The sequence below is a fragment of the Streptomyces sp. RKAG337 genome (assembly GCF_023701715.1).
Classification (GTDB): domain Bacteria; phylum Actinomycetota; class Actinomycetes; order Streptomycetales; family Streptomycetaceae; genus Actinacidiphila.
Genome location: NZ_JAJOZA010000001.1, coordinates 2,614,691 through 2,631,784, shown reverse-complemented (window position 1 = coordinate 2,631,784; position 17,094 = coordinate 2,614,691). Strand labels below are relative to the sequence as shown.

The following is a 17,094-nucleotide window of genomic DNA, read 5'->3' as shown; positions in this document are numbered from 1 at the left end:
GCGTCGACGAACGCCCTCCAGCGTAGAGCCCGCCGGCCGTCCGATTGTTGTGAGGTAGGGCTCACCCGCACTAGTCGCGATCTATCGCGTTTGTGTACGGTGGGCGGGTGGATGAATCGCAGCTCCAGAAGAAGTCGCAGCAGCCGGTGCCGATGCACAAGCCGACCACCGAAGCGGAGCTGCGCGCGTCCGATGCCGACCGTGACCGCATTTCCGACATTCTCCGCGATGCGCTGGCCGAGGGCCGGTTGAGCGCGGAGGAGCACTCGGAACGCCTCGACCACGTCTATGCCGCCAAGACGCTGGGCGAGCTGGAACCGCTGGTGCGGGACCTGCCGGCGACCCGGGAGGGCGGGCCGCGGCCGCTCGCCCCGCTGGCCGATCCGTCGTCGCCCGTCGTGGCCGAGAATCTCGTCGCGGTCTTCGGCGGCGCCGCCCGCAAGGGGCGCTGGCTCGTCGGCCGGCGCACCAACGCCTTCGCCTGCTTCGGCGGTGTGGAGATCGATCTGACCGAGGCCGTCTTCCAGCATCAGCAGATCGTGATCCATGCCACCGCGATCTTCGGAGGCGTCGAAGTACGCGTCCCGGAGAACGTCACTCTGCGTGGCAGCGGGACCGGGATCTTCGGTGGTTTCGAGGTCAAGACGTATGAGGCCCCGGATCCGAACGCACCGGTCGTCATCGTCACCGGCACCGCCATCTTCGGTGGCGTCGAGGCGAAGGCGAAGCGCGGGAAGCGCCTCAAGGAATGGATCAACAAGCGCCTCGACGGGTAGGGATGGGGCGGTCGCACTCCCGCATCATGCCGCGCGTTCACGCCATGCATGGTGCGGGTTTACGCCCCGCGCAAGCTGGCTGGTTTTGGCCACTGGCCAGTGTTCATCAGGGGTGTTGTTCGGTGGTCCGGATCGGACGATCGCCAATGCGCGCCCCAGTCGGACAGGTGTTCGACTAAAGGGCCCTGGTGGCGAACACGGTCCGCATGAACACGCGCACAGCGGGTAGGGCTTCGACCACGTCACTCGCCTGGTTCCTCCCCGTTGCGACCCCCTGGAACAGCACGCGTGGAGCTCACCCGCGGTGACGGGCAAGGGTGACAAACGCCGAGCCGTCGTCAGGAGTATCCCGTGCTTCAACCGATCGAGCCCGTCAAGGACACTGCCCTCCCGCCGAGTCACCCACGGGATCTGGCAGGCCCATGGCACTCGGAGGCGGCGTGCCGCAGTGATGAGGCGGGATTGTTCTTCGCCCCGTCCAAAGAGCCGACAGCGGCGCGGCTGTCCCGTGAGGAGAATGCGAAGCGGGTGTGCGCCCGCTGCCCGGTGATGCTGGAATGCCGGGAACACGCGCTGCGGCAGCCCGAACCGTACGGCGTGTGGGGTGGTCTGACCGCCGCCGAACGCCGGGTCGTCCTCGCCCGCAGGCGCCGCCGCGAGGCGGAACTGCCGCGGACGGACCGGATCGCCGCCGCAGGCTGAACAGACGAACGGGCCGGGTCCGCCGCGTCAGTCGGCGGGCCCGGCCCGTACGTTTTCTCCGCCGCCCTCGCGCCTGCCCAGGGCGCTCAGCGGCGATTCAGCGGGTGCTTCGGCGCGTGCCGGGTGCCGGCCGCGCGCTCAAGCGGGTGCGCCGGTCTCAGCGCGCGCGGTCGAAGTCGATCGCGCTGTACGCGCGCAGCTTCGACAGCCGGTGCGTCGAGGAGATCTGCCGGATCGTGCCGGACTTGGAGCGCACCACCAGCGACTCGGTGGTGGCGGTCTCGGCGCGGTAGCGGACGCCCTGGAGCAGCTCGCCGTCCGTGATGCCGGTCGCGACGAAGAACACGTTGTCCCCGCTGACCAGGTCGTTGGTGTGCAGCACCCGGTCCAGGTCGTGGCCCGCGTCGAGTGCCCGCTGCCGCTCGGCGTCGTCCTTCGGCCACAGCCGGCCCTGGATCGTGCCGCCGAGGCACTTGATCGCACAGGCGGCGATGATGCCTTCCGGCGTGCCGCCGATGCCCATCAGCATGTCCACGCCGGTGCCGTCGCGTACGGCCATGATGGCGCCCGCGACATCGCCGTCCGCGATGAACTTGATCCGTGCGCCGGTCTCCCGGATCTCCTTGACCAGCCCGTCGTGGCGCGGCCGGTCGAGGATCATGACGGTGACGTCCTCGGGCGCGCTGTGCTTCGCCTTGGCGACCCGGCGGATGTTCACCGCCGCGGGCGCCATGATGTCGACGTAGTCGGCGGCCTCGGGGCCGGTGACCAGCTTGTCCATGTAGAAGACGGCCGACGGGTCGAACATCGTGCCCCGGTCGGCGACGGCGAGCACGGCCACCGCGTTGGACATGCCCTTGGCGGTCAGGGTCGTCCCGTCGACGGGGTCCACGGCGACGTCGCACTCCGCACCGGTGCCGTCGCCGATCCGCTCGCCGTTGTAGAGCATGGGGGCGTCGTCCTTCTCGCCCTCACCGATGACGACGACGCCGTTCATCGAGACGGTGGAGACGAGCGTCCGCATCGCCTTCACCGCGGCGCCGTCCGCGCCGTTCTTGTCACCACGGCCGACCCAGCGACCGGCGGCCATGGCGGCCGCCTCGGTCACCCGGACGAGTTCCAGGGCAAGGTTGCGATCAGGGGCCTCGGGACTCACTTCGAGCTGGGGCGGCAAATGCTGTTCGGTCATCACAGCGCACCTTTCTGTACGAGGACGGCCGGAAAAGAGGGTGCTGTGACCTTATCGGGTCATCGCGAATATGAGCAGGGCGCACGTCACATGAGCGGCGCCCCCAGTGGCCTGGGCGGCGTGTCCCGGGCCGGGGCCGCGCGGCGCGCCCCGGTGCCCCGGCGGCCGACCCCCGGGCCCGGACGCCGCCCGGCATGGGGGACCATAGGTGCGTGGCAAACAAGCGTGGCAATCAGACGGTGCGGGACCTGGTCCTGTCGATGGTGGTGCTCGGCGTCGTCGTCGCGTTCATCTACATCTTCATCCCGCACGACACCAACGCGGACCCGGTCAAGCCGATCGGCTTCCAGACCGAGCTGAGCCAGGCGCGGCGCGACGCGCCCTTCCCGGTGGCCGCGCCCGAAGGGCTCGGCAAGGACTGGCGCCCGACGACGGTCACGTACGACGCCCAGGACGCCAAGGCCGTCGAATGGCACCTCGGCTTCGTCGACCCGCAGAACGAGTACGCGGCCGTGGAGCAGGGCAACGGCCCGGCGGCGAAGTTCATCGCGGACAAGAGCAAGCGCGCGGTGCGGGACGGGAACCGTACGGTCACCGTCGCCGGGGTGGCGTGGGACCGGTACAAGGGCCCGAAGTACAACGCGCTGGTGCGGGTGGAGAAGGGCGTCACCACGATGATCACCGGCACCGCCCCGACGAGCAGCTCGCCGAGCTGGCGGCCGCGCTCAAGGCGTCCTGACGCACACGGCGCAGGGGTCTTGACGCACGAATGGTTCCTGACGCGCGAATGGTTCTTGACGCACGAATGGTTCTTGACGCGCGAACGCCGGGCGGCCCGTGACGGGCGCCCGGCGTTCGGGAGTGTGCGGCGGGATCAGACGGTCGTGACGACCTCGTCGTAGGCCAGACGGGGGCTGCGGGTCGGGAACCAGGAGTCGGTGCCGGGCTTGCCGATGTTCACCACGGCGAGGACCGAGTGGTCACCCTCGGGGAAGAACTCCTTGTCGATGCCCGCGGCGTCGAAGCCGGTCATCGGGCCGGCGGCCAGGCCGGCGGCGCGGATGCCCAGGATGAAGTAGCCGGCCTGCAGCGAACCGTTGAGGGTGGCGGCCTGCTCGCGCACGGAACGCTCGGAGAAGAAGAGGTCCTTCGCCTGCGGGAAGTGCGGGAACTGGGTCGGCAGCTCCTCGTGGAACTCGTTGTCCGCGGCGAGGATCGCGACCAGCGGGGCGCCGGAGGTCTTCGGCTGGTTGCCCTCGGCCATGTGCTTCACGAGGCGCTCGCGGCCCTCGGCGGAACGGACCAGGACGATGCGCAGCGGCTGCTGGTTGAACGCGGTCGGCGCGTACTTGACCAGGTCGTAGATCGCCTGGATCTGCTCGTCGGTCACCGGCTCTTCGGTGAAGGTGTTGGCCGTGCGGGCCTCACGGAAGAGCAGGTCCTGGGCGGAGGCGTCGAGTACGAGAGACATGGGAACCTCTTACGGAATCGTGGCATATTGCGCCGATCGGGCACGTCGCGAACACTCTCATCAACCTGTGTGAAAGTTCAACGATTCCTGGGTTCGAGGTGACGCTCGTCACATCCACGCCGGATCGAGCGGCGCTCGACCCGTCAAGTGACCGCCCCGCCACGTCACTCGGCGGCGGACTCCTCGTCCGGCCCCTCGGCGAGCGCCGCGTCCAGCCGGGCCCGCGCGCCCTCCAGCCAGCGGCGGCACACCCGCGCGAGCTCCTCGCCGCGCTCCCAGAGCGTCAGCGACTCCTCCAGCGTCGAGCCGCCGGCCTCCAACCGCCGTACGACATCGACGAGCTCGTCCCGCGCCTGCTCGTATCCCAGCGTGTCCTGTTCTGCCATGGTCACAGCCTAGGCCGGAGGTACGACAGTGCCGGTGACCTTCACCAGGAACGCACCGCCGGAGACCCGGGCGCGCAACTCCTCGTCCGCCGCCACCTCGTCGGGGCCGCGCACCACGGAACCGTCCTCGCGCTGCAGCACCGCGTAGCCGCGCTGCAGGGTCGCGGCGGGGGAGAGGGCCACCACCCGCGCCCGGGTGTGCTCCAGCTCGCCGTCGGCCCGGTCCAGCAGATGCCGCAGCGTCCGGCGGCTGCGGTCCAGCAGCGCGTCGACCTGCTCCTCGCGGTGCTCGACCATCGTGTGCGGCCGGGCCATGGACGGCCGGCTGAGTGCCGCGTCCAGACCGCGCTGCTCACGGTCCAGCAGGCCGGTCACGACGCGCAGCGCCCGCAGCCCCAGATGCTCCACCCGGGTCAGCTCCTCGCCCACGTCCGGGACCACCCGCTTCGCCGCGTCCGTCGGGGTCGACGCCCGCAGGTCCGCCACCAGGTCCAGCAGCGGCGAGTCCGGCTCGTGCCCGATCGCCGACACGACCGGGGTGACACACGCGGCCACCGCCCGCACCAGCTGCTCGTCGGAGAACGGCAGCAGGTCCTCCACGCTGCCGCCGCCGCGCGCCACGATGATCACGTCGACCTCGGCATGCGCGTCCAGCTCGCGCACCGCCTCCACCACCCGGGGCACCGCCTGCGCGCCCTGCACCGGCACATTGCGCACCTCGAAGCGGACGGCGGGCCAGCGCAGCCGCGCGTTCTCCAGCACATCGCGCTCCGCCGCCGAGGCGCGGCCGGTCACCAGCCCGATGCACTGCGGAAGGAAGGGCAGCGGGCGCTTGCGGTCCAGCGCGAACAGACCCTCCGCCGCCAGCGCCTTCTTCAGCTGCTCCAGCCGGGCCAGCAGCTCCCCGACGCCGACCGGCCGGATCTCCGTCGCCCGCAGCGACAGCTGCCCGCGCGGGCCGTACCACTCGGGTTTGGCGAACAGCACGACGCGGGCGCCCTCGCCGACCACGTCGGCGATCTGGTCGAACACCGCGCGGAAGCACGTCACGGAGATCGAGATGTCGTGCGACGGGTCGCGCAGCGTCAGGAACACCACGCCCGCGCCCGGCCGCCGCGACAGCTGGGTGATCTGCCCCTCCACCCAGACGGCGCCGAGCCGGTCCACCCACCCGCCGATCAGCCGTGACACTTCGCCGACGGGGATCGGCGTATCCGCCGACGTACTCAGAGCCATGTGCCGAGCGTATCGGCCGCCGCCGACAGCGGGATTTCCTTCCGGCCGCGGTGTGTACGGCGACACGAAGGTGGCGACGGCTATCGCTCCGGCCCGGTCCGCCGCCGGGAGAGCTGGACGGCCAGCACGATCAGGCCGGCGGCCAGCCAGACGGCCCCGACGACCTGGGCGGAGCCCGCGGCCTCGACGATCACGGCGACGGTGATCGCGAGGCCGACCAGCGGGACGACGATGTGGCGCAGCACGCTGGGCGGCCCCTCCCGGCGGCGGACGGCGAACCAGCCGACGACCGACAGGTGCAGCAGCGCGAAGGCGGTGAGCGCGCCGATGTCGACGACCGAGACGAGCCGGTCCAGGCCGTCGTCGCGGCGGGCCGCCCAGACCGCGGCGACCAGGGTGACGACCGCCGCGAACAGCAGCGCCCGCCGGGGCACCCCGCTGCCCGCGTCGACCTTGGACAGCGGTCCCGGCAGCCGCCGGTCGCGGGCCATCGCGAAGAGCAGCCGGCCAGCGGCCGCCTGCCCGGCGAGCGCCGCGAAGGCCGCGCCGATGGCCTTGCTGACGGCGACGAGGTCGTGCAGCCAGCCGCCGACGGCCGCGTCCACGGTGTCGTAGAACGCGGACCCCTGCCCGGCCGGCTTCGCGGCCAGCTCGGCCGCGGACATCGGGGCGAGCAGCGCCGCCAGATACGTCTGCACGAGGAACAGCACACCCGCCATGACGAGGCAGAACAGCACGGCCCGCGCGACCTTCGCCGAGCCGCCCGCCGCCTCCTCGGCGAACGAGGCGATGGCGTCGAAGCCCAGATACGACAGCACCGCGACGGACACCGCGCCCAGCACCGCACCCAGGGAGAACGCGCCCTGGCCGGAGAAGGGCGAGGCCCAGCCGCGCTGCGCCCCGTCCGTGCCGAGCACCACGACCGCCGACACCACGAAGATCAGCAGCACCACGATCTCCAGGGCGAGCACGAGGAAACCGACCGTCGCCGCGGCCCGCACCCCCCACAGATTGAGCCCGGTCGTCACCACGACCGCGATCGTCGTCCACACCCACTGCGACACCGACGGCACCAGCGCGTGCATGGCGATCCCGGAGAACAGATAGGCCACCGCGGGGATCAGCAGATAGTCGAGCATCGCCATCCAGCCGGCGATGAAGCCGGGCCCCTCACCGAGCCCGGCCCGCGCGTACGCGAAGACCGAGCCGGCCTGCGGGACGACCCGCACCATCTGCGCGTAGCTGAACGCGGTGAACGCCATCGCGACCGTGGCGAACACATAGACCAGCGCGACCGCCCCGTGCGACTTGGCGTCGAGCGCGCCGAACACGCCGACGGGCGCCATCGGGGCGATGAAGAGCATCCCGTAAACGACGAGGTCACGGAAGCCGAGGCTGCGCCGCAGGGTGCCGTCGTCGGCCTGCGCCCTGCCGTCCGGGGGAGCGGGGATCGGTGCGCTCATGCCCCTCAGCTTGCGCGAATCGTGCCGCGCCCACGAACGGAGCGGAGCCGGGCGGACACGTCCCCCGGTGCCGCCGGGCGGCCTTCCTCGGACCGGTCGGCCGCCCCGTACCATGGCTGACATGACTGCTACGACTGCCCGACGCGTCCTGCTCGCAGCCCCCCGCGGATACTGCGCAGGCGTGGACCGCGCCGTGATCACCGTCGAGAAGGCACTGGAGCAGTACGGAGCGCCGATCTATGTGCGCAAAGAGATCGTGCACAACAAATACGTGGTCCAGACCCTGCAGAAGAAGGGCGCGATCTTCGTCGACGAGACGGAGGAGGTGCCCGAGAACGCCATCGTGATCTTCTCGGCGCACGGTGTCGCCCCCGTCGTCCACGAGGAGGCCGCGCAGCGCAGCCTGGCCTCGATCGACGCGACGTGCCCGCTGGTCACCAAGGTGCACAAGGAAGCCGTCCGGTTCGCGAACGAGGACTACGACATCCTGCTGATCGGCCATGAGGGCCATGAAGAGGTCGTCGGCACCATGGGTGAGGCCCCGGAGCGCATGACGCTCGTCGACGGCCCCGCCGACGTGGCGAACGTCGAGGTCCGCGACGAGAGCAAGGTCGTCTGGCTCTCCCAGACCACGCTCTCCGTCGACGAGACGATGGAGACCGTCGACGCCCTCAAGGAGCGCTTCCCCAACCTGATCAGCCCCCCGAGCGACGACATCTGCTACGCCACGCAGAACCGCCAGGTCGCGGTGAAGCAGATCGGCGCGGAGGCGGAGCTGGTCATCGTCGTCGGCTCCAAGAACTCGTCGAACTCCGTTCGGCTGGTCGAGGTCGCCCTGCAGGCGGGTTCCCGGGCCTCGTACCTGGTGGACTTCGCCGACGAGTGCGACGAGGCGTGGCTGGAGGGCGTGACCACGGTCGGCGTCACCTCGGGCGCCTCCGTCCCGGAGATCCTCGTCGAGGGCGTGCTGGACTGGCTGGCCGAGCGCGGCTTCGGCGATGTGGAGATCCTCCGGTCGGCGGAGGAGAGCATCGTTTTCTCGCTGCCGAAGGAATTGCGGCGTGACCTGCGTGCGGAGACCGCCCCCGGGGCATCTGCCCAGGGGTGAGCCGAACGGCTCACGTGCCGAGGGGTGAGCCGGACGGTTCACGCTTAGCGTGGAGGTCATGAACGTGTTCGGCGTGGACATCGGTGGCACAGGCATCAAGGGCGCTCCGGTCGATCTGGAGCGCGGCGATCTGGCGGAAGTGCGCTGCAAGGTGTCGACTCCGCACCCGGCCACACCGGACGCCGTGCTCGACGGCGTCCAGCAGGTCGTGGAGCATTTCGGCTGGTCGGGGCCGGTCGGCGTGACCTTCCCCGGGGTCGTGGTGGACGGGGTGACCCGGACCGCGGCCAACGTCGACTCCGACTGGATCGGCAAGGACGCCCGCGCCCTGATCTCGGAGCGGCTGGGCATGCCCGTGGCCGTCCTGAACGACGCGGACGCGGCCGGCATGGCCGAGATGACCTTCGGCGCCGGCCGGGGCCGCGGCGGGACGGTGATCCTGCTGACGCTGGGCACTGGCATCGGCAGCGCGGTCTTCGTCGACGGGCACCTGCTGCCCAACACCGAGCTGGGCCATCTGGAGCTGCACGGCCATGACGCGGAGAAGCGCGCGTCGGTCAAGGCCCGCGAGGACGACGACCTCAGCTGGGAGCACTGGGCGCACCGGCTGACGAAGTACCTCGCCCATGTGGAGATGCTGTTCTCGCCCGAGCTGTTCGTGATCGGCGGCGGGGTGAGCCGCAAGGCGGAGAAGTTCCTGCCGCTGATCGAGGGGATCAGCGCCGAGATCGTCCCTGCTGGTCTGCAGAACAACGCGGGGATCGTCGGAGCCGCCATGAACGCTGCAAAGCTCTGACGCCGACGATGCCGGCGGCCAGCAGGGTGCCGGTGTAGAGCCAGCCGGTCAGCAGGGCCAGACCGGTGAACATGCCCAGCAGATGGCCGACGAAGCCGCCCCCGTTGTCGTCACCGGTGAGCGCGATGGCGGTGGCGAACGCGATGGGGGCGGCGATCGGCGCCGCCACCAGGTCGTACGGCCGGACGTACAGCCCCGCCGTGACGCACACCGCGACGAACACCAGCCCGAAGAAGACCCCGGGCCCGTCGAAGAGCAGGGCGTCCAGCGCGCCGCCGGTCACCGTGACGACGACGGTCAGCAGCCCCGTCCCCAGCCCGGTGAGCTTCGGCTGGGCCTGCGGCAGCCGCACCACCCGGGCGAGCGCCGTGATCGTGGGTGCGAGCGAGGCCAGCGGCCCGCGCCGGGCCGACCGGTAGACCACCGAACCCCCGACCGTGCCCGTGGGGCGGGCCGGCCTGGGCAGCCGGGGCCTGCCCTGGGCGTCTCTGCTGCCGTTCCCGGTGTCGTTTTTGGTGCCGTTCCTGGTGCTGTTCCTGGTGCCGGTGCGCGCACTGTGTTGCTCCACCCACTCAAAGTAGGCGGACGACCCCGGGTATGCCCTGGCAGGACACGCCTTTGCCCGCTCCTTGGCCTTCTGTTCGACGGCGACGGGTCGGGCCCGCGCTCGCCCCGTAGACTGGTGGATCGGTCCCTGGACCACTCCACTCTCCTCGCTCCTCTCGTTACGGGAAGTCGCCACGTGTCGCTCACGATCGGAATCGTCGGTCTGCCGAATGTCGGCAAGTCGACCCTTTTCAACGCCCTGACCAAGAACGACGTGCTGGCGGCCAACTACCCGTTCGCCACCATCGAGCCGAACGTGGGCGTCGTCGGCGTCCCCGACCCGCGCCTCGCCCAGCTCGCCAAGATCTTCGGCTCGCAGAAGCTGCTCCCCGCCACGGTCGACTTCGTCGACATCGCGGGCATCGTGCGCGGCGCGAGCGAGGGTGAGGGCCTGGGCAACAAGTTCCTGGCGAACATCCGCGAGTCGGATGCGATCTGCCAGGTCATCCGGGCCTTCAAGGACGAGAACGTCGTACACGTCGACGGCAAGGTCTCGCCCAAGGACGACATCGAGACGATCAACACCGAGCTGATCCTCGCGGACATGCAGTCCGTCGAGAAGGCCGTCCCGCGCCTCACCAAGGAGGCCCGCCTCCAGAAGGAGAAGGCCGCCGTCCTGGCCGCGGTCCTGGACGCCCAGAAGATCCTCGAAGAGGGCCGCACCCTCTACTCCGCCGGCATCCACGCCGGCACCGAGCGGGGCCGGCTCCTGCACGAACTGCACCTGCTCACCGTCAAGCCGTTCCTCTACGTCTTCAACGTGGACGAGGACGAGCTGACCGACGAGGACTTCAAGAACGAGCAGCGCGCACTCGTCGCCCCCGCCGAGGCGATCTTCCTGAACGCCAAGATCGAGGCCGAGCTGATCGAGCTCGACGACGAGGAGGCCCTCGAGCTCCTCCAGTCCATGGGCCAGGAGGAGCCCGGCATGGCCGTCCTCGGCCGCGTCGGCTTCGACACCCTCGGCCTGCAGACCTACCTCACCGCCGGCCCCAAGGAAACCCGCGCCTGGACCATCAAGAAGGGCGCCACGGCCCCCGAGGCGGCCGGCGTGATCCACACCGACTTCCAGCGCGGCTTCATCAAGGCCGAGATCGTCTCCTTCGACGACCTCGTCGCCTGCGGCTCCATCCCGGAAGCCCGCGCCAAGGGCAAGGCCCGCATGGAGGGCAAGGACTACGTGATGCAGGACGGCGACGTGGTGGAGTTCCGCTTCAACGTGTAGTGGGTTCCATGGCGCGATGGTCTTGACCTGACAAAGAGTCAGGCTAGAAGGGGCCCACTCCTCCGAGGGTGGGCCCTTGGGCCTTCACCCTGCTTGACTGGTGCTGGATTCTTTGGCGCCCCGCCACCCCTCATTGTCTCTTCTGCGGATCCGCGCGACTGCCACGCTTTTGTGAGGCCGTCCAGCCGAGGGCGGGGCCGGATTGCGTCAGCGGCCAGCCCCCTGCACGACCGGGGCCAGGACACATTCGCCGAGTTGGTGTGTGGCGGGGCGGTCCCTGCCGACCGGTCGGCGGACCATCTGCTGGGACGGGTCACCCACGGAGGCGCTCGAACGCGAGGTCGAGGTCCCTGACGAAATCCTGCCATGAGGGAAGGCCAGCCACTGGCCCCTCCGGATCCAGGAGTTCGAGCATCCGCAACCGGTGCTGCGAGAAACGCTTCTGGAACTGGGCGAGGCGGCGCCCCTTGCATTCGCTTGCTCGTGCGAGCGAGTCCTTGAGGAGCTGTTTGGGGTCGGCGACCCTTTCCGCCGCGATGCCCTTGGGGAGATCAAGGCTGACGCGGCCACACGGGTTCTCGGCGACCTGGCGCAGACATGCTTCGTCAAGAAGCAGCCAAGCCTCCAGCATGCGGACGGGCACCACAGCGACGTGCAGGAGGCCGGGCCACTCAGCGCAAACTGCCTTCTCGATCTCGTCTCTGCGGTCCTGGGCAGCACCTCGGTCTGCATCCCGTTGCACCACCACTAGATCGTAGTCCCCGTGCAATTCGCGGGCTGCCCGCAGCTTTTCCGGAACCGAGTGACCGGTCGGCAGCCGAAGGAGACCGAAGTCGGGGACGGTGACCGAGATGGCCAGCCCCTTGCGCACACCAATGGACTCGACGTGCGGTACGAGGCCGTTGTCGCTGCTGCCCTCGCCGATGAACAGAACACGAGTGGTCACGCGGCTCCCCAGCCCAACGTGAGCTGCGCTCCGACGGGTGTGGTGAGGTACGGCAGGATGTCGGCCTTCGTCACGAAGGCGCCGTCCGCATTCGCGGCCCGCCAGGTCTCGGCGAGCGGGCGTAGCCGCAGCGCCCGGTTCAGGGAGCCGTTCTCGGCCTTATGCATCGCGGTATCGGCAAACAAAAGGTCTTCAGGCGCGATGAGTTGTACGACCCCGGGTGAGTGCGTGTTGATCAACACCTGCCGGAATGGATTGTCCGTTCCAGGCTCCTCTGATGGGTCGACTGCAAGGTCCTGGACAAGGGCGACCATAGCGTTGAGGTTCGCGGGGTGGATGCCGTTCTCGGGCTCCTCCATACAGATCAGACCACGCACAGACGAGTCTTCGAGCAGGACACACAGGGCCAGGAAGCGCAGGGTGCCTTCGGAGAGACTGCGGGCGGGCAGCGTCATGCCGGCCACCTCGTGCACGTTGACCGTGAGGAGCTGTCTGACCTCGTCCTGATCGACGTCCAGATCGCGGATATGGACACCAGTCAGGTCGGAGAGACGCCCCGCGACCCTGGCGTACACCTGGCTGGGGTCTGTCCCGGGAGTGTCGTGGGCTACGCGGAAGAGCGTCGCGGGTAGGTGGGAGCCGTCGGCGCCCATCACCTGCGGGTCGGCATAGCGGTCGGACCTGCGCAGAGCGGACGGCTCAAGGGCGAGCCGTCGCCAGGACTGCATCTCACGGCGAGCCGCGAGGATGGTTGGGTCGTCGCTGCTCGTGATGGTGGAGACGACGGTTGCGGGCGCCCGCGATGCAGCGGCCGGTTTGGGCTGCCCCCGGCTGCCACCGTCCTGATGGATCTTCACGATCGACTCGCCGGATTCGGTTGTCGTCGAGATGAAGGGGGCGCCACTGCGGTGGCCCTGGATGACGCTGTTGCGGAAGTGCTTCGCGCTGTGGGGGAAGAGAAGGTGCCGGGGGGCTGTGCCCTTGGTGATGTGGCTCAGCGTCTCATGGAGGAGGGTGAGACGGCCGAAGCGGTCCAGGCCGGACGGCTCCTGGTAACCGACCTCCAGTTCGTATCGCAGAAAGGTCGTCGTGGCCTTGGCCGCCCGGCCGAAATCGTCCTGCGTGTGGAGCGGGACGATCATCTCGGCGGCGAACCGCATCCGGTGATGGCCAGGTTCGAAGCCCTTCCAGAAAAGGTCGCGGGGGTCACCCTGACGCTCACCGTGCACGCCCCGAACCTCTTGGGCCGCCTCCATCATCGACTGGTCGGCGAGCAAGGAGAGAAACTGAATGGCGTCGAACACGTTCGACTTGCCGGTGCCGTTTTCCCCTGCAATGCAGGTGAAAGGGCCGAAGTCGACGGACAGGTCCAGGAGGTTCTTGAACCCGTGGACTTCAATGCGGGTCAGCATGTGGTCTCCGGAAGCTCGCTGGGCGGATCCCGCCAAGCCTACTGGCGAGGAAGATCGCCATCTCGCCTATACATCAGGTGGCCCCATGCTCGGCTATAGCCCACTCCGCTTCGTTTTCCCGGCGAGCCAGTGCGTGACTCGCCGCGCTGTCGTCGCGGCGATCTACGGCGAAACGCTCCCGGGAGGTCCTGATGAGTCGCTGAGACCGAGAGCCAAGATCGTCCTGCAGAGGACGTAGGAACTGACTTCGGCTCGCCTACCTCCAGCTTCAGGACGAGCCTGACCCCCGGTCTCAGCGACAAGCGTGTCATCAGCTGCGTCTGCTGGTGGGCTGGCGTTAGCGGTGTTGCAGACCCTTCTGGTGTGGCCGGTCTCGGCAAGGACAGCGAGAGCGGCGGAGCTGTCCAGGTTCTCGACGATCTTGCGTTGCAGCCAGTCCGATGAGTCGGTCAGTGCATCGGGTACCCACGGCTGAGTCAGGGCGACGGTCCTGAATAGCGACCACTCCTGGAGCCGCTTCAACAGGAAGGGGTGTGGGTCAACCACCGCGGCCATGGACTGTGCCCAAGCCGAGAATTCCGCGCTTTCGGGCAGGTCGGTTGCCTGTCTGTCGAGTTGTCGGACGATGGCGGACGTCGCCATCATCGGGTAGAGGTCTGTTGGGCCCGCAGCGACCAGGGCGGAGTCATTTTCCTCTTGAACCTGTTCCAGTGCGTGCAGGTAGGGGGCGAAACGCAGGCGCTCAGGTGGCTCGTCCTCGCCTGGGACGCGTGTGCTCATGCCGCCCCCGGTCCTGACGTTCGACCAGGAGGCCATGGGCGGACTCGACCGGATTGAAGACGAGCCTGGACGTGACCGTAGCGAGGCTGCAACCGAGCATGGTGCAGCAGGCAGCAGGCAGCAGGCAGCAGGCAGCAGGCAGCAGGCAGCAGGGGCTGCGTGCGTGCCCGGGGGTGCTGGACGGACTCCGTGCCCGGCTCGTCCAACTCGACCTTCGTGTGGAGGAGTTGGACGGCGCCCGGCAGGCCCCGCGGCGGGCCGTCGCGACCACCGAACGGGTCGAATGACCACACGCCGCCAGGGCGCCGTCAGGACGTGAGGGGCGCGGGGGTCGGGGGCGGGGTGGTGGGTGTGGTGGTGGTCGGGGTGGGGGTCGGGGTCGGTGATGTCGAGGTGGAGTGTGTCGGGGTCGGGGACGGGGAGTGGGTCGTCGTCGAGGAGTGCGGCGACGGGGTCGACGAATGCGTGGAGGTCGGAGGCGTGGAGGGGATGCTGCCCGGGCGCTCCGTCACGGTGTCCGTGGCGCCCGTGTCGCCCCTCGGGCGCTTGAACCACTGGTTCGACTGCGCGTCGTAGAGGACGAAGACGTCCACGTCCTTCTTCGCGTCCTGCACGGTCACCACCTTGGCCGGGTCGTAGGACGGCCAGGCCTGTCCGGTCGTCTTCGCGGACTGCGAGGACGCCGCAGGCGACTGGAGCGGGTTGCCGCAGGCGCAGCGCACGCGAGGCTCTCCGTGGTCACCGACCAGGACGGCGGTGCCGGCCTGCAGCACCGACTGGAAGGCGGTGGCCTTGCCGTCCTTGAAGCCGTGATTGGTGACGCTGGTGTCCGTGCGCAGCTGTACGGGCGTCAGGGAGCGCAGATAGGCGGGGATTTCGGACGGTTCGATGCCTTCGACGCCGGCGAAGGCCTTGGCCTTCGCCGCGTCGCCCGTCAGGAGGTCGATCTGCCGCTCGACGTCACAGCTCGACACCTTGAGCGTGCCGCCGTACAGACCGGGCGTCGAGCCCTCCGCGGTGCCGGCGCCGTCCGTTCCGCTGGAGAGCAGGCTGGGCATCGGGCTCGCGGTGGCGGGCTCTGAGGAGTCCTTCGCCGTGGACTGGGTGAAGGGGTCGGTGCCCGCGGCCGCTGCCGGCTGGAGCGACAGGGTCGTGCCCGTGCTGTCGGAACCGCTGGTGTCGGACTTCTTGTCCGGACGGGTGAGGAAGACGACCAGGGCCACGGCCGCGACCAGGACGACGGCGATGAGGGCGACCTTGGGCGCGGACCGCCACCAGGGCCGGTGGTCACCCGGCCCCCCGCTCCCGTCCCCGCCGCCTCCGCCGCCCCGGCCGCCGCTTCCGTCCTCGGGGCCGCCCGGCGAGCCGCCCTGCCCCGAGGGGGCGGGCTGCTGCCGGGGCATGGCCTGCGTCGGGTCCGACGGGCGCGGCGCGGCGAGCGGGCCGGACGGCGGGCCGGTCGGGTGGCTGTCGGGGGGCGGTGCAGATGTCACGAGTCCCTCTTCCGGCGCGCGGATCGTCCGCCGCAGTGAGAAATTTGCCCGGTAATCATCAGTTTTGGGTCCATTGTGTGATCCGGTGCACTGTCGCCCGCAAGTTCTGCATCCAGCTCCGCATCCAGTCCTGCGTCCGGTTCTGCATCACCTCCGTTCCCGGTTCCGCATCGCCTTCGTTCCCGGCAGGAGACAGCGTGAGTCAGCCGCGCAGCCCCGTTCCCAGTGCTCTTCGGGCCTGGGGGGAGGCCCTCGCCACCGCCGTGGCGGGCACCGCCACCATGCTCGTCGTGGCCGCGCTCGGCCTGTGGGCGGCGGGCGCGGGCGACCTTCCCGGCGGCGGATTCCCCCAAGTGGCCGCAGCCGTGGTCGTCATGGCGGTCGGCGGTTCTGTCGACCTGACGGGTGGTGCCGGGTTCCTCGCCCGGACGGACGCCGCCATCGACGTCATTCCGCTGTCGGTGACGCTGGCCGGCTCCCTCGTGACCGCCGTCGTCTTCCTGCTCCCGCTGCGCACGAGGGCGGTGACTGACGTCGGAGAGCTGCTCGGCCGCGTCGCCCGAACGGCCGTGCTCTGGCTGCTGCTGCTCCTGCTGCTCGCCCTCGCGGCCCGCCACAGCTTCAGCATCCCGGTGGGCGACGGCATCGAGCAGGACCTCGGCGAGGCGCTCGGCGCGACGCCACAGGTCGGATTCCGCGCGGACGTCCCTCCGACCCTCGGATTCGGCCTCCTCTGGGTGCTGGCCGTGCTCGCGCTCGCCTTCCTCGTCTCCCGGAAGGCACCGCTGCCCTCCCGGCTGCTGCACTTCCAGAACTCCGTACGGCCGCCGGCCTTCGCGATGCTGCTGGTGCTGCTCGGCTATGTGGTGATCGGCCTCGTCGCCGGGGTGGTCACCCTGATCACGCGGGGCCATCCGGCTGAGACCGTCGCCGTCCTGCTCCTCGGCCTGCCGAACCTGGTCTGGATCGCGCTGGGCCTCGGCATGGGCGGAACGTGGGAGGGGCACGTGGACCAGGCGATCGGGCTGCCCATGCCGCACGTGCTCGACCAGGTGCTCCGCAGCAAGGGTGTGGACCGGACCCTCGACATGAGCTCGCTCGCGCAGTACGACGGCCGGGCCTGGCTCCTGGTGGCCGTGGCCGCCGTGGCGCTGCTCGGCGCCGCGTTCGTCGCGGCGGTACGTTCCCCGGTCCGGACGCCGGCGTGGCGGCACGCCGTGGACATGGCCGTGGCCTCGGCCGTCGCCCTGCTCCTCGTCGGACTGACCACCCGGATCTCCGCGCGCTACGGGCTCTCCCTGATCGGCATCGGGGACCTCGGCGGCGGTCTGGGCGGGGAGGTCTCCCTGGAACCGCACCTCTTCCTGCTGGTGGTCCTGGCGGCGCTCTGGGGGCTGGCCACCGGGTTCCTCGGCAGCCTGCTGGCCCGGCACGTACGCCATCTGCCGGGCGACGTGAAGGACGCGGAGCCGGGGTCCCCCTCTCGGGGCGGCGGGCCGTGAACG

General features: G+C 69.9%; 17 protein-coding genes. 8 read left to right on the top strand and 9 right to left on the bottom strand.

Annotated elements, in window-relative coordinates; translation table 11 throughout:
• Positions 1 to 152 precede the first annotated feature (152 nt).
• Together LNW73_RS11340 and LNW73_RS11335 are read left to right on the top strand one after the other, a co-directional pair.
• Entirely contained in the window at positions 153 to 776 is a 624-nt protein-coding gene (locus LNW73_RS11340) for a DUF1707 SHOCT-like domain-containing protein (protein WP_164295396.1), read from the top strand.
• A 351-nt stretch (positions 777 to 1,127) separates the two neighbouring features.
• Positions 1,128 to 1,478 carry a WhiB family transcriptional regulator gene (locus tag LNW73_RS11335; protein ID WP_138358599.1) on the top strand — a complete coding sequence of 117 codons (351 nt, stop codon included), beginning with the start codon at positions 1,128 to 1,130 and terminating at the stop codon, positions 1,476 to 1,478.
• 157 nt (positions 1,479 to 1,635) lie between these two features.
• Here the strand turns inward: LNW73_RS11335 and glpX are convergent, their stop codons facing one another.
• Entirely contained in the window at positions 1,636 to 2,667 is a 1,032-nt protein-coding gene (gene glpX / locus LNW73_RS11330; RefSeq protein WP_250977503.1) for a class II fructose-bisphosphatase, read from the bottom strand.
• Between the two features lie 212 nt (positions 2,668 to 2,879).
• On the opposite strand from glpX, the gene LNW73_RS11325 reads away from it, so the two are divergent.
• Positions 2,880 to 3,569 (top strand): DUF4245 domain-containing protein, encoded by a 690-nt coding sequence (locus LNW73_RS11325; RefSeq protein ID WP_308407657.1) that lies wholly within the window; start codon positions 2,880 to 2,882, stop codon positions 3,567 to 3,569.
• Here the strand turns inward: LNW73_RS11325 and LNW73_RS11320 are convergent.
• From LNW73_RS11320 to LNW73_RS11305, 4 genes are all read right to left on the bottom strand, one after another.
• Complete coding sequence (locus tag LNW73_RS11320; protein WP_250989828.1) at positions 3,542 to 4,138, bottom strand: malonic semialdehyde reductase; 597 nt, start codon at positions 4,136 to 4,138, stop codon at positions 3,542 to 3,544. The two genes, LNW73_RS11325 and LNW73_RS11320, sit on opposite strands and share 28 nt — an antisense overlap.
• 164 nt (positions 4,139 to 4,302) lie before the next feature.
• Positions 4,303 to 4,524 (bottom strand): exodeoxyribonuclease VII small subunit, encoded by a 222-nt coding sequence (locus tag LNW73_RS11315; protein WP_250989827.1) that lies wholly within the window; start codon positions 4,522 to 4,524, stop codon positions 4,303 to 4,305.
• Between the two features lie 9 nt (positions 4,525 to 4,533).
• Positions 4,534 to 5,760 carry an exodeoxyribonuclease VII large subunit gene (gene xseA, locus LNW73_RS11310; protein ID WP_250989826.1) on the bottom strand — a complete coding sequence of 409 codons (1,227 nt, stop codon included), beginning with the start codon at positions 5,758 to 5,760 and terminating at the stop codon, positions 4,534 to 4,536.
• A gap of 80 nt (positions 5,761 to 5,840) precedes the next feature.
• On the bottom strand, positions 5,841 to 7,223 hold the full coding sequence (locus LNW73_RS11305) for an APC family permease (RefSeq protein ID WP_250989825.1): 1,383 nt from the start codon (positions 7,221 to 7,223) through the stop codon (positions 5,841 to 5,843).
• A 112-nt stretch (positions 7,224 to 7,335) separates the two neighbouring features.
• Between LNW73_RS11305 and LNW73_RS11300 the strand changes: the two genes are divergently transcribed.
• Together LNW73_RS11300 and ppgK are read left to right on the top strand one after the other, a co-directional pair.
• A complete protein-coding gene (locus tag LNW73_RS11300) occupies positions 7,336 to 8,331 on the top strand; it encodes a 4-hydroxy-3-methylbut-2-enyl diphosphate reductase (RefSeq protein WP_250977509.1) in 996 nt (331 codons plus the stop codon).
• 58 nt (positions 8,332 to 8,389) lie between these two features.
• Positions 8,390 to 9,127, top strand: a complete 738-nt coding sequence (gene ppgK / locus LNW73_RS11295; protein ID WP_250977510.1) for a polyphosphate--glucose phosphotransferase — start codon at positions 8,390 to 8,392, stop codon at positions 9,125 to 9,127.
• On the opposite strand, the gene LNW73_RS11290 is transcribed toward ppgK, so the two are convergent.
• Complete coding sequence (locus LNW73_RS11290) at positions 9,048 to 9,695, bottom strand: DUF6542 domain-containing protein (protein ID WP_250989824.1); 648 nt, start codon at positions 9,693 to 9,695, stop codon at positions 9,048 to 9,050. The genes ppgK and LNW73_RS11290 overlap by 80 nt on opposite strands.
• Before the next feature lie 174 nt (positions 9,696 to 9,869).
• On the opposite strand from LNW73_RS11290, the gene ychF reads away from it, so the two are divergent.
• Positions 9,870 to 10,958 (top strand): redox-regulated ATPase YchF, encoded by a 1,089-nt coding sequence (gene ychF / locus LNW73_RS11285; protein WP_250989823.1) that lies wholly within the window; start codon positions 9,870 to 9,872, stop codon positions 10,956 to 10,958.
• A gap of 313 nt (positions 10,959 to 11,271) precedes the next feature.
• Here the strand turns inward: ychF and LNW73_RS11280 are convergent, their stop codons facing one another.
• Positions 11,272 to 11,904 carry a DUF4276 family protein gene (locus LNW73_RS11280; RefSeq protein WP_250989822.1) on the bottom strand — a complete coding sequence of 211 codons (633 nt, stop codon included), beginning with the start codon at positions 11,902 to 11,904 and terminating at the stop codon, positions 11,272 to 11,274.
• Positions 11,901 to 13,316 carry an AAA family ATPase gene (locus LNW73_RS11275; protein ID WP_250989821.1) on the bottom strand — a complete coding sequence of 472 codons (1,416 nt, stop codon included), beginning with the start codon at positions 13,314 to 13,316 and terminating at the stop codon, positions 11,901 to 11,903. Before LNW73_RS11275 ends, LNW73_RS11280 begins: the two co-directional genes overlap by 4 nt.
• Before the next feature lie 851 nt (positions 13,317 to 14,167).
• Between LNW73_RS11275 and LNW73_RS11270 the strand changes: the two genes are divergently transcribed.
• The gene (locus LNW73_RS11270; protein ID WP_250989820.1) at positions 14,168 to 14,383 is read left to right on the top strand and encodes a hypothetical protein; all 216 of its coding nucleotides are present in this window, start codon (positions 14,168 to 14,170) and stop codon (positions 14,381 to 14,383) included.
• A 21-nt stretch (positions 14,384 to 14,404) separates the two neighbouring features.
• On the opposite strand, the gene LNW73_RS11265 is transcribed toward LNW73_RS11270, so the two are convergent.
• On the bottom strand, positions 14,405 to 15,589 hold the full coding sequence (locus LNW73_RS11265) for a DUF6777 domain-containing protein (RefSeq protein ID WP_250989819.1): 1,185 nt from the start codon (positions 15,587 to 15,589) through the stop codon (positions 14,405 to 14,407).
• A 197-nt stretch (positions 15,590 to 15,786) separates the two neighbouring features.
• Here LNW73_RS11265 and LNW73_RS11260 point away from each other — a divergent pair, with 197 nt between their 5' ends.
• On the top strand, positions 15,787 to 17,091 hold the full coding sequence (locus LNW73_RS11260; protein WP_250989818.1) for a streptophobe family protein: 1,305 nt from the start codon (positions 15,787 to 15,789) through the stop codon (positions 17,089 to 17,091).
• Positions 17,092 to 17,094 lie beyond the last annotated feature (3 nt).

What these genes read in the sequence shown, in the direction of transcription:
- LNW73_RS11340 (WP_164295396.1), top strand. Translation starts at nt 153, where the DNA reads ATGCACAAGCCGACCACCGAAGCGGAGCTGCGCGCGTCCGATGCCGAC.
- glpX (WP_250977503.1), bottom strand. Translation starts at nt 2,667, where the DNA reads ATGACCGAACAGCATTTGCCGCCCCAGCTCGAAGTGAGTCCCGAGGCC.
- LNW73_RS11320 (WP_250989828.1), bottom strand. Translation starts at nt 4,138, where the DNA reads ATGTCTCTCGTACTCGACGCCTCCGCCCAGGACCTGCTCTTCCGTGAG.
- LNW73_RS11315 (WP_250989827.1), bottom strand. Translation starts at nt 4,524, where the DNA reads ATGGCAGAACAGGACACGCTGGGATACGAGCAGGCGCGGGACGAGCTC.
- xseA (WP_250989826.1), bottom strand. Translation starts at nt 5,760, where the DNA reads ATGGCTCTGAGTACGTCGGCGGATACGCCGATCCCCGTCGGCGAAGTG.
- LNW73_RS11305 (WP_250989825.1), bottom strand. Translation starts at nt 7,223, where the DNA reads ATGAGCGCACCGATCCCCGCTCCCCCGGACGGCAGGGCGCAGGCCGAC.
- LNW73_RS11300 (WP_250977509.1), top strand. Translation starts at nt 7,336, where the DNA reads ATGGCTGACATGACTGCTACGACTGCCCGACGCGTCCTGCTCGCAGCC.
- ppgK (WP_250977510.1), top strand. Translation starts at nt 8,390, where the DNA reads ATGAACGTGTTCGGCGTGGACATCGGTGGCACAGGCATCAAGGGCGCT.
- LNW73_RS11275 (WP_250989821.1), bottom strand. Translation starts at nt 13,316, where the DNA reads ATGCTGACCCGCATTGAAGTCCACGGGTTCAAGAACCTCCTGGACCTG.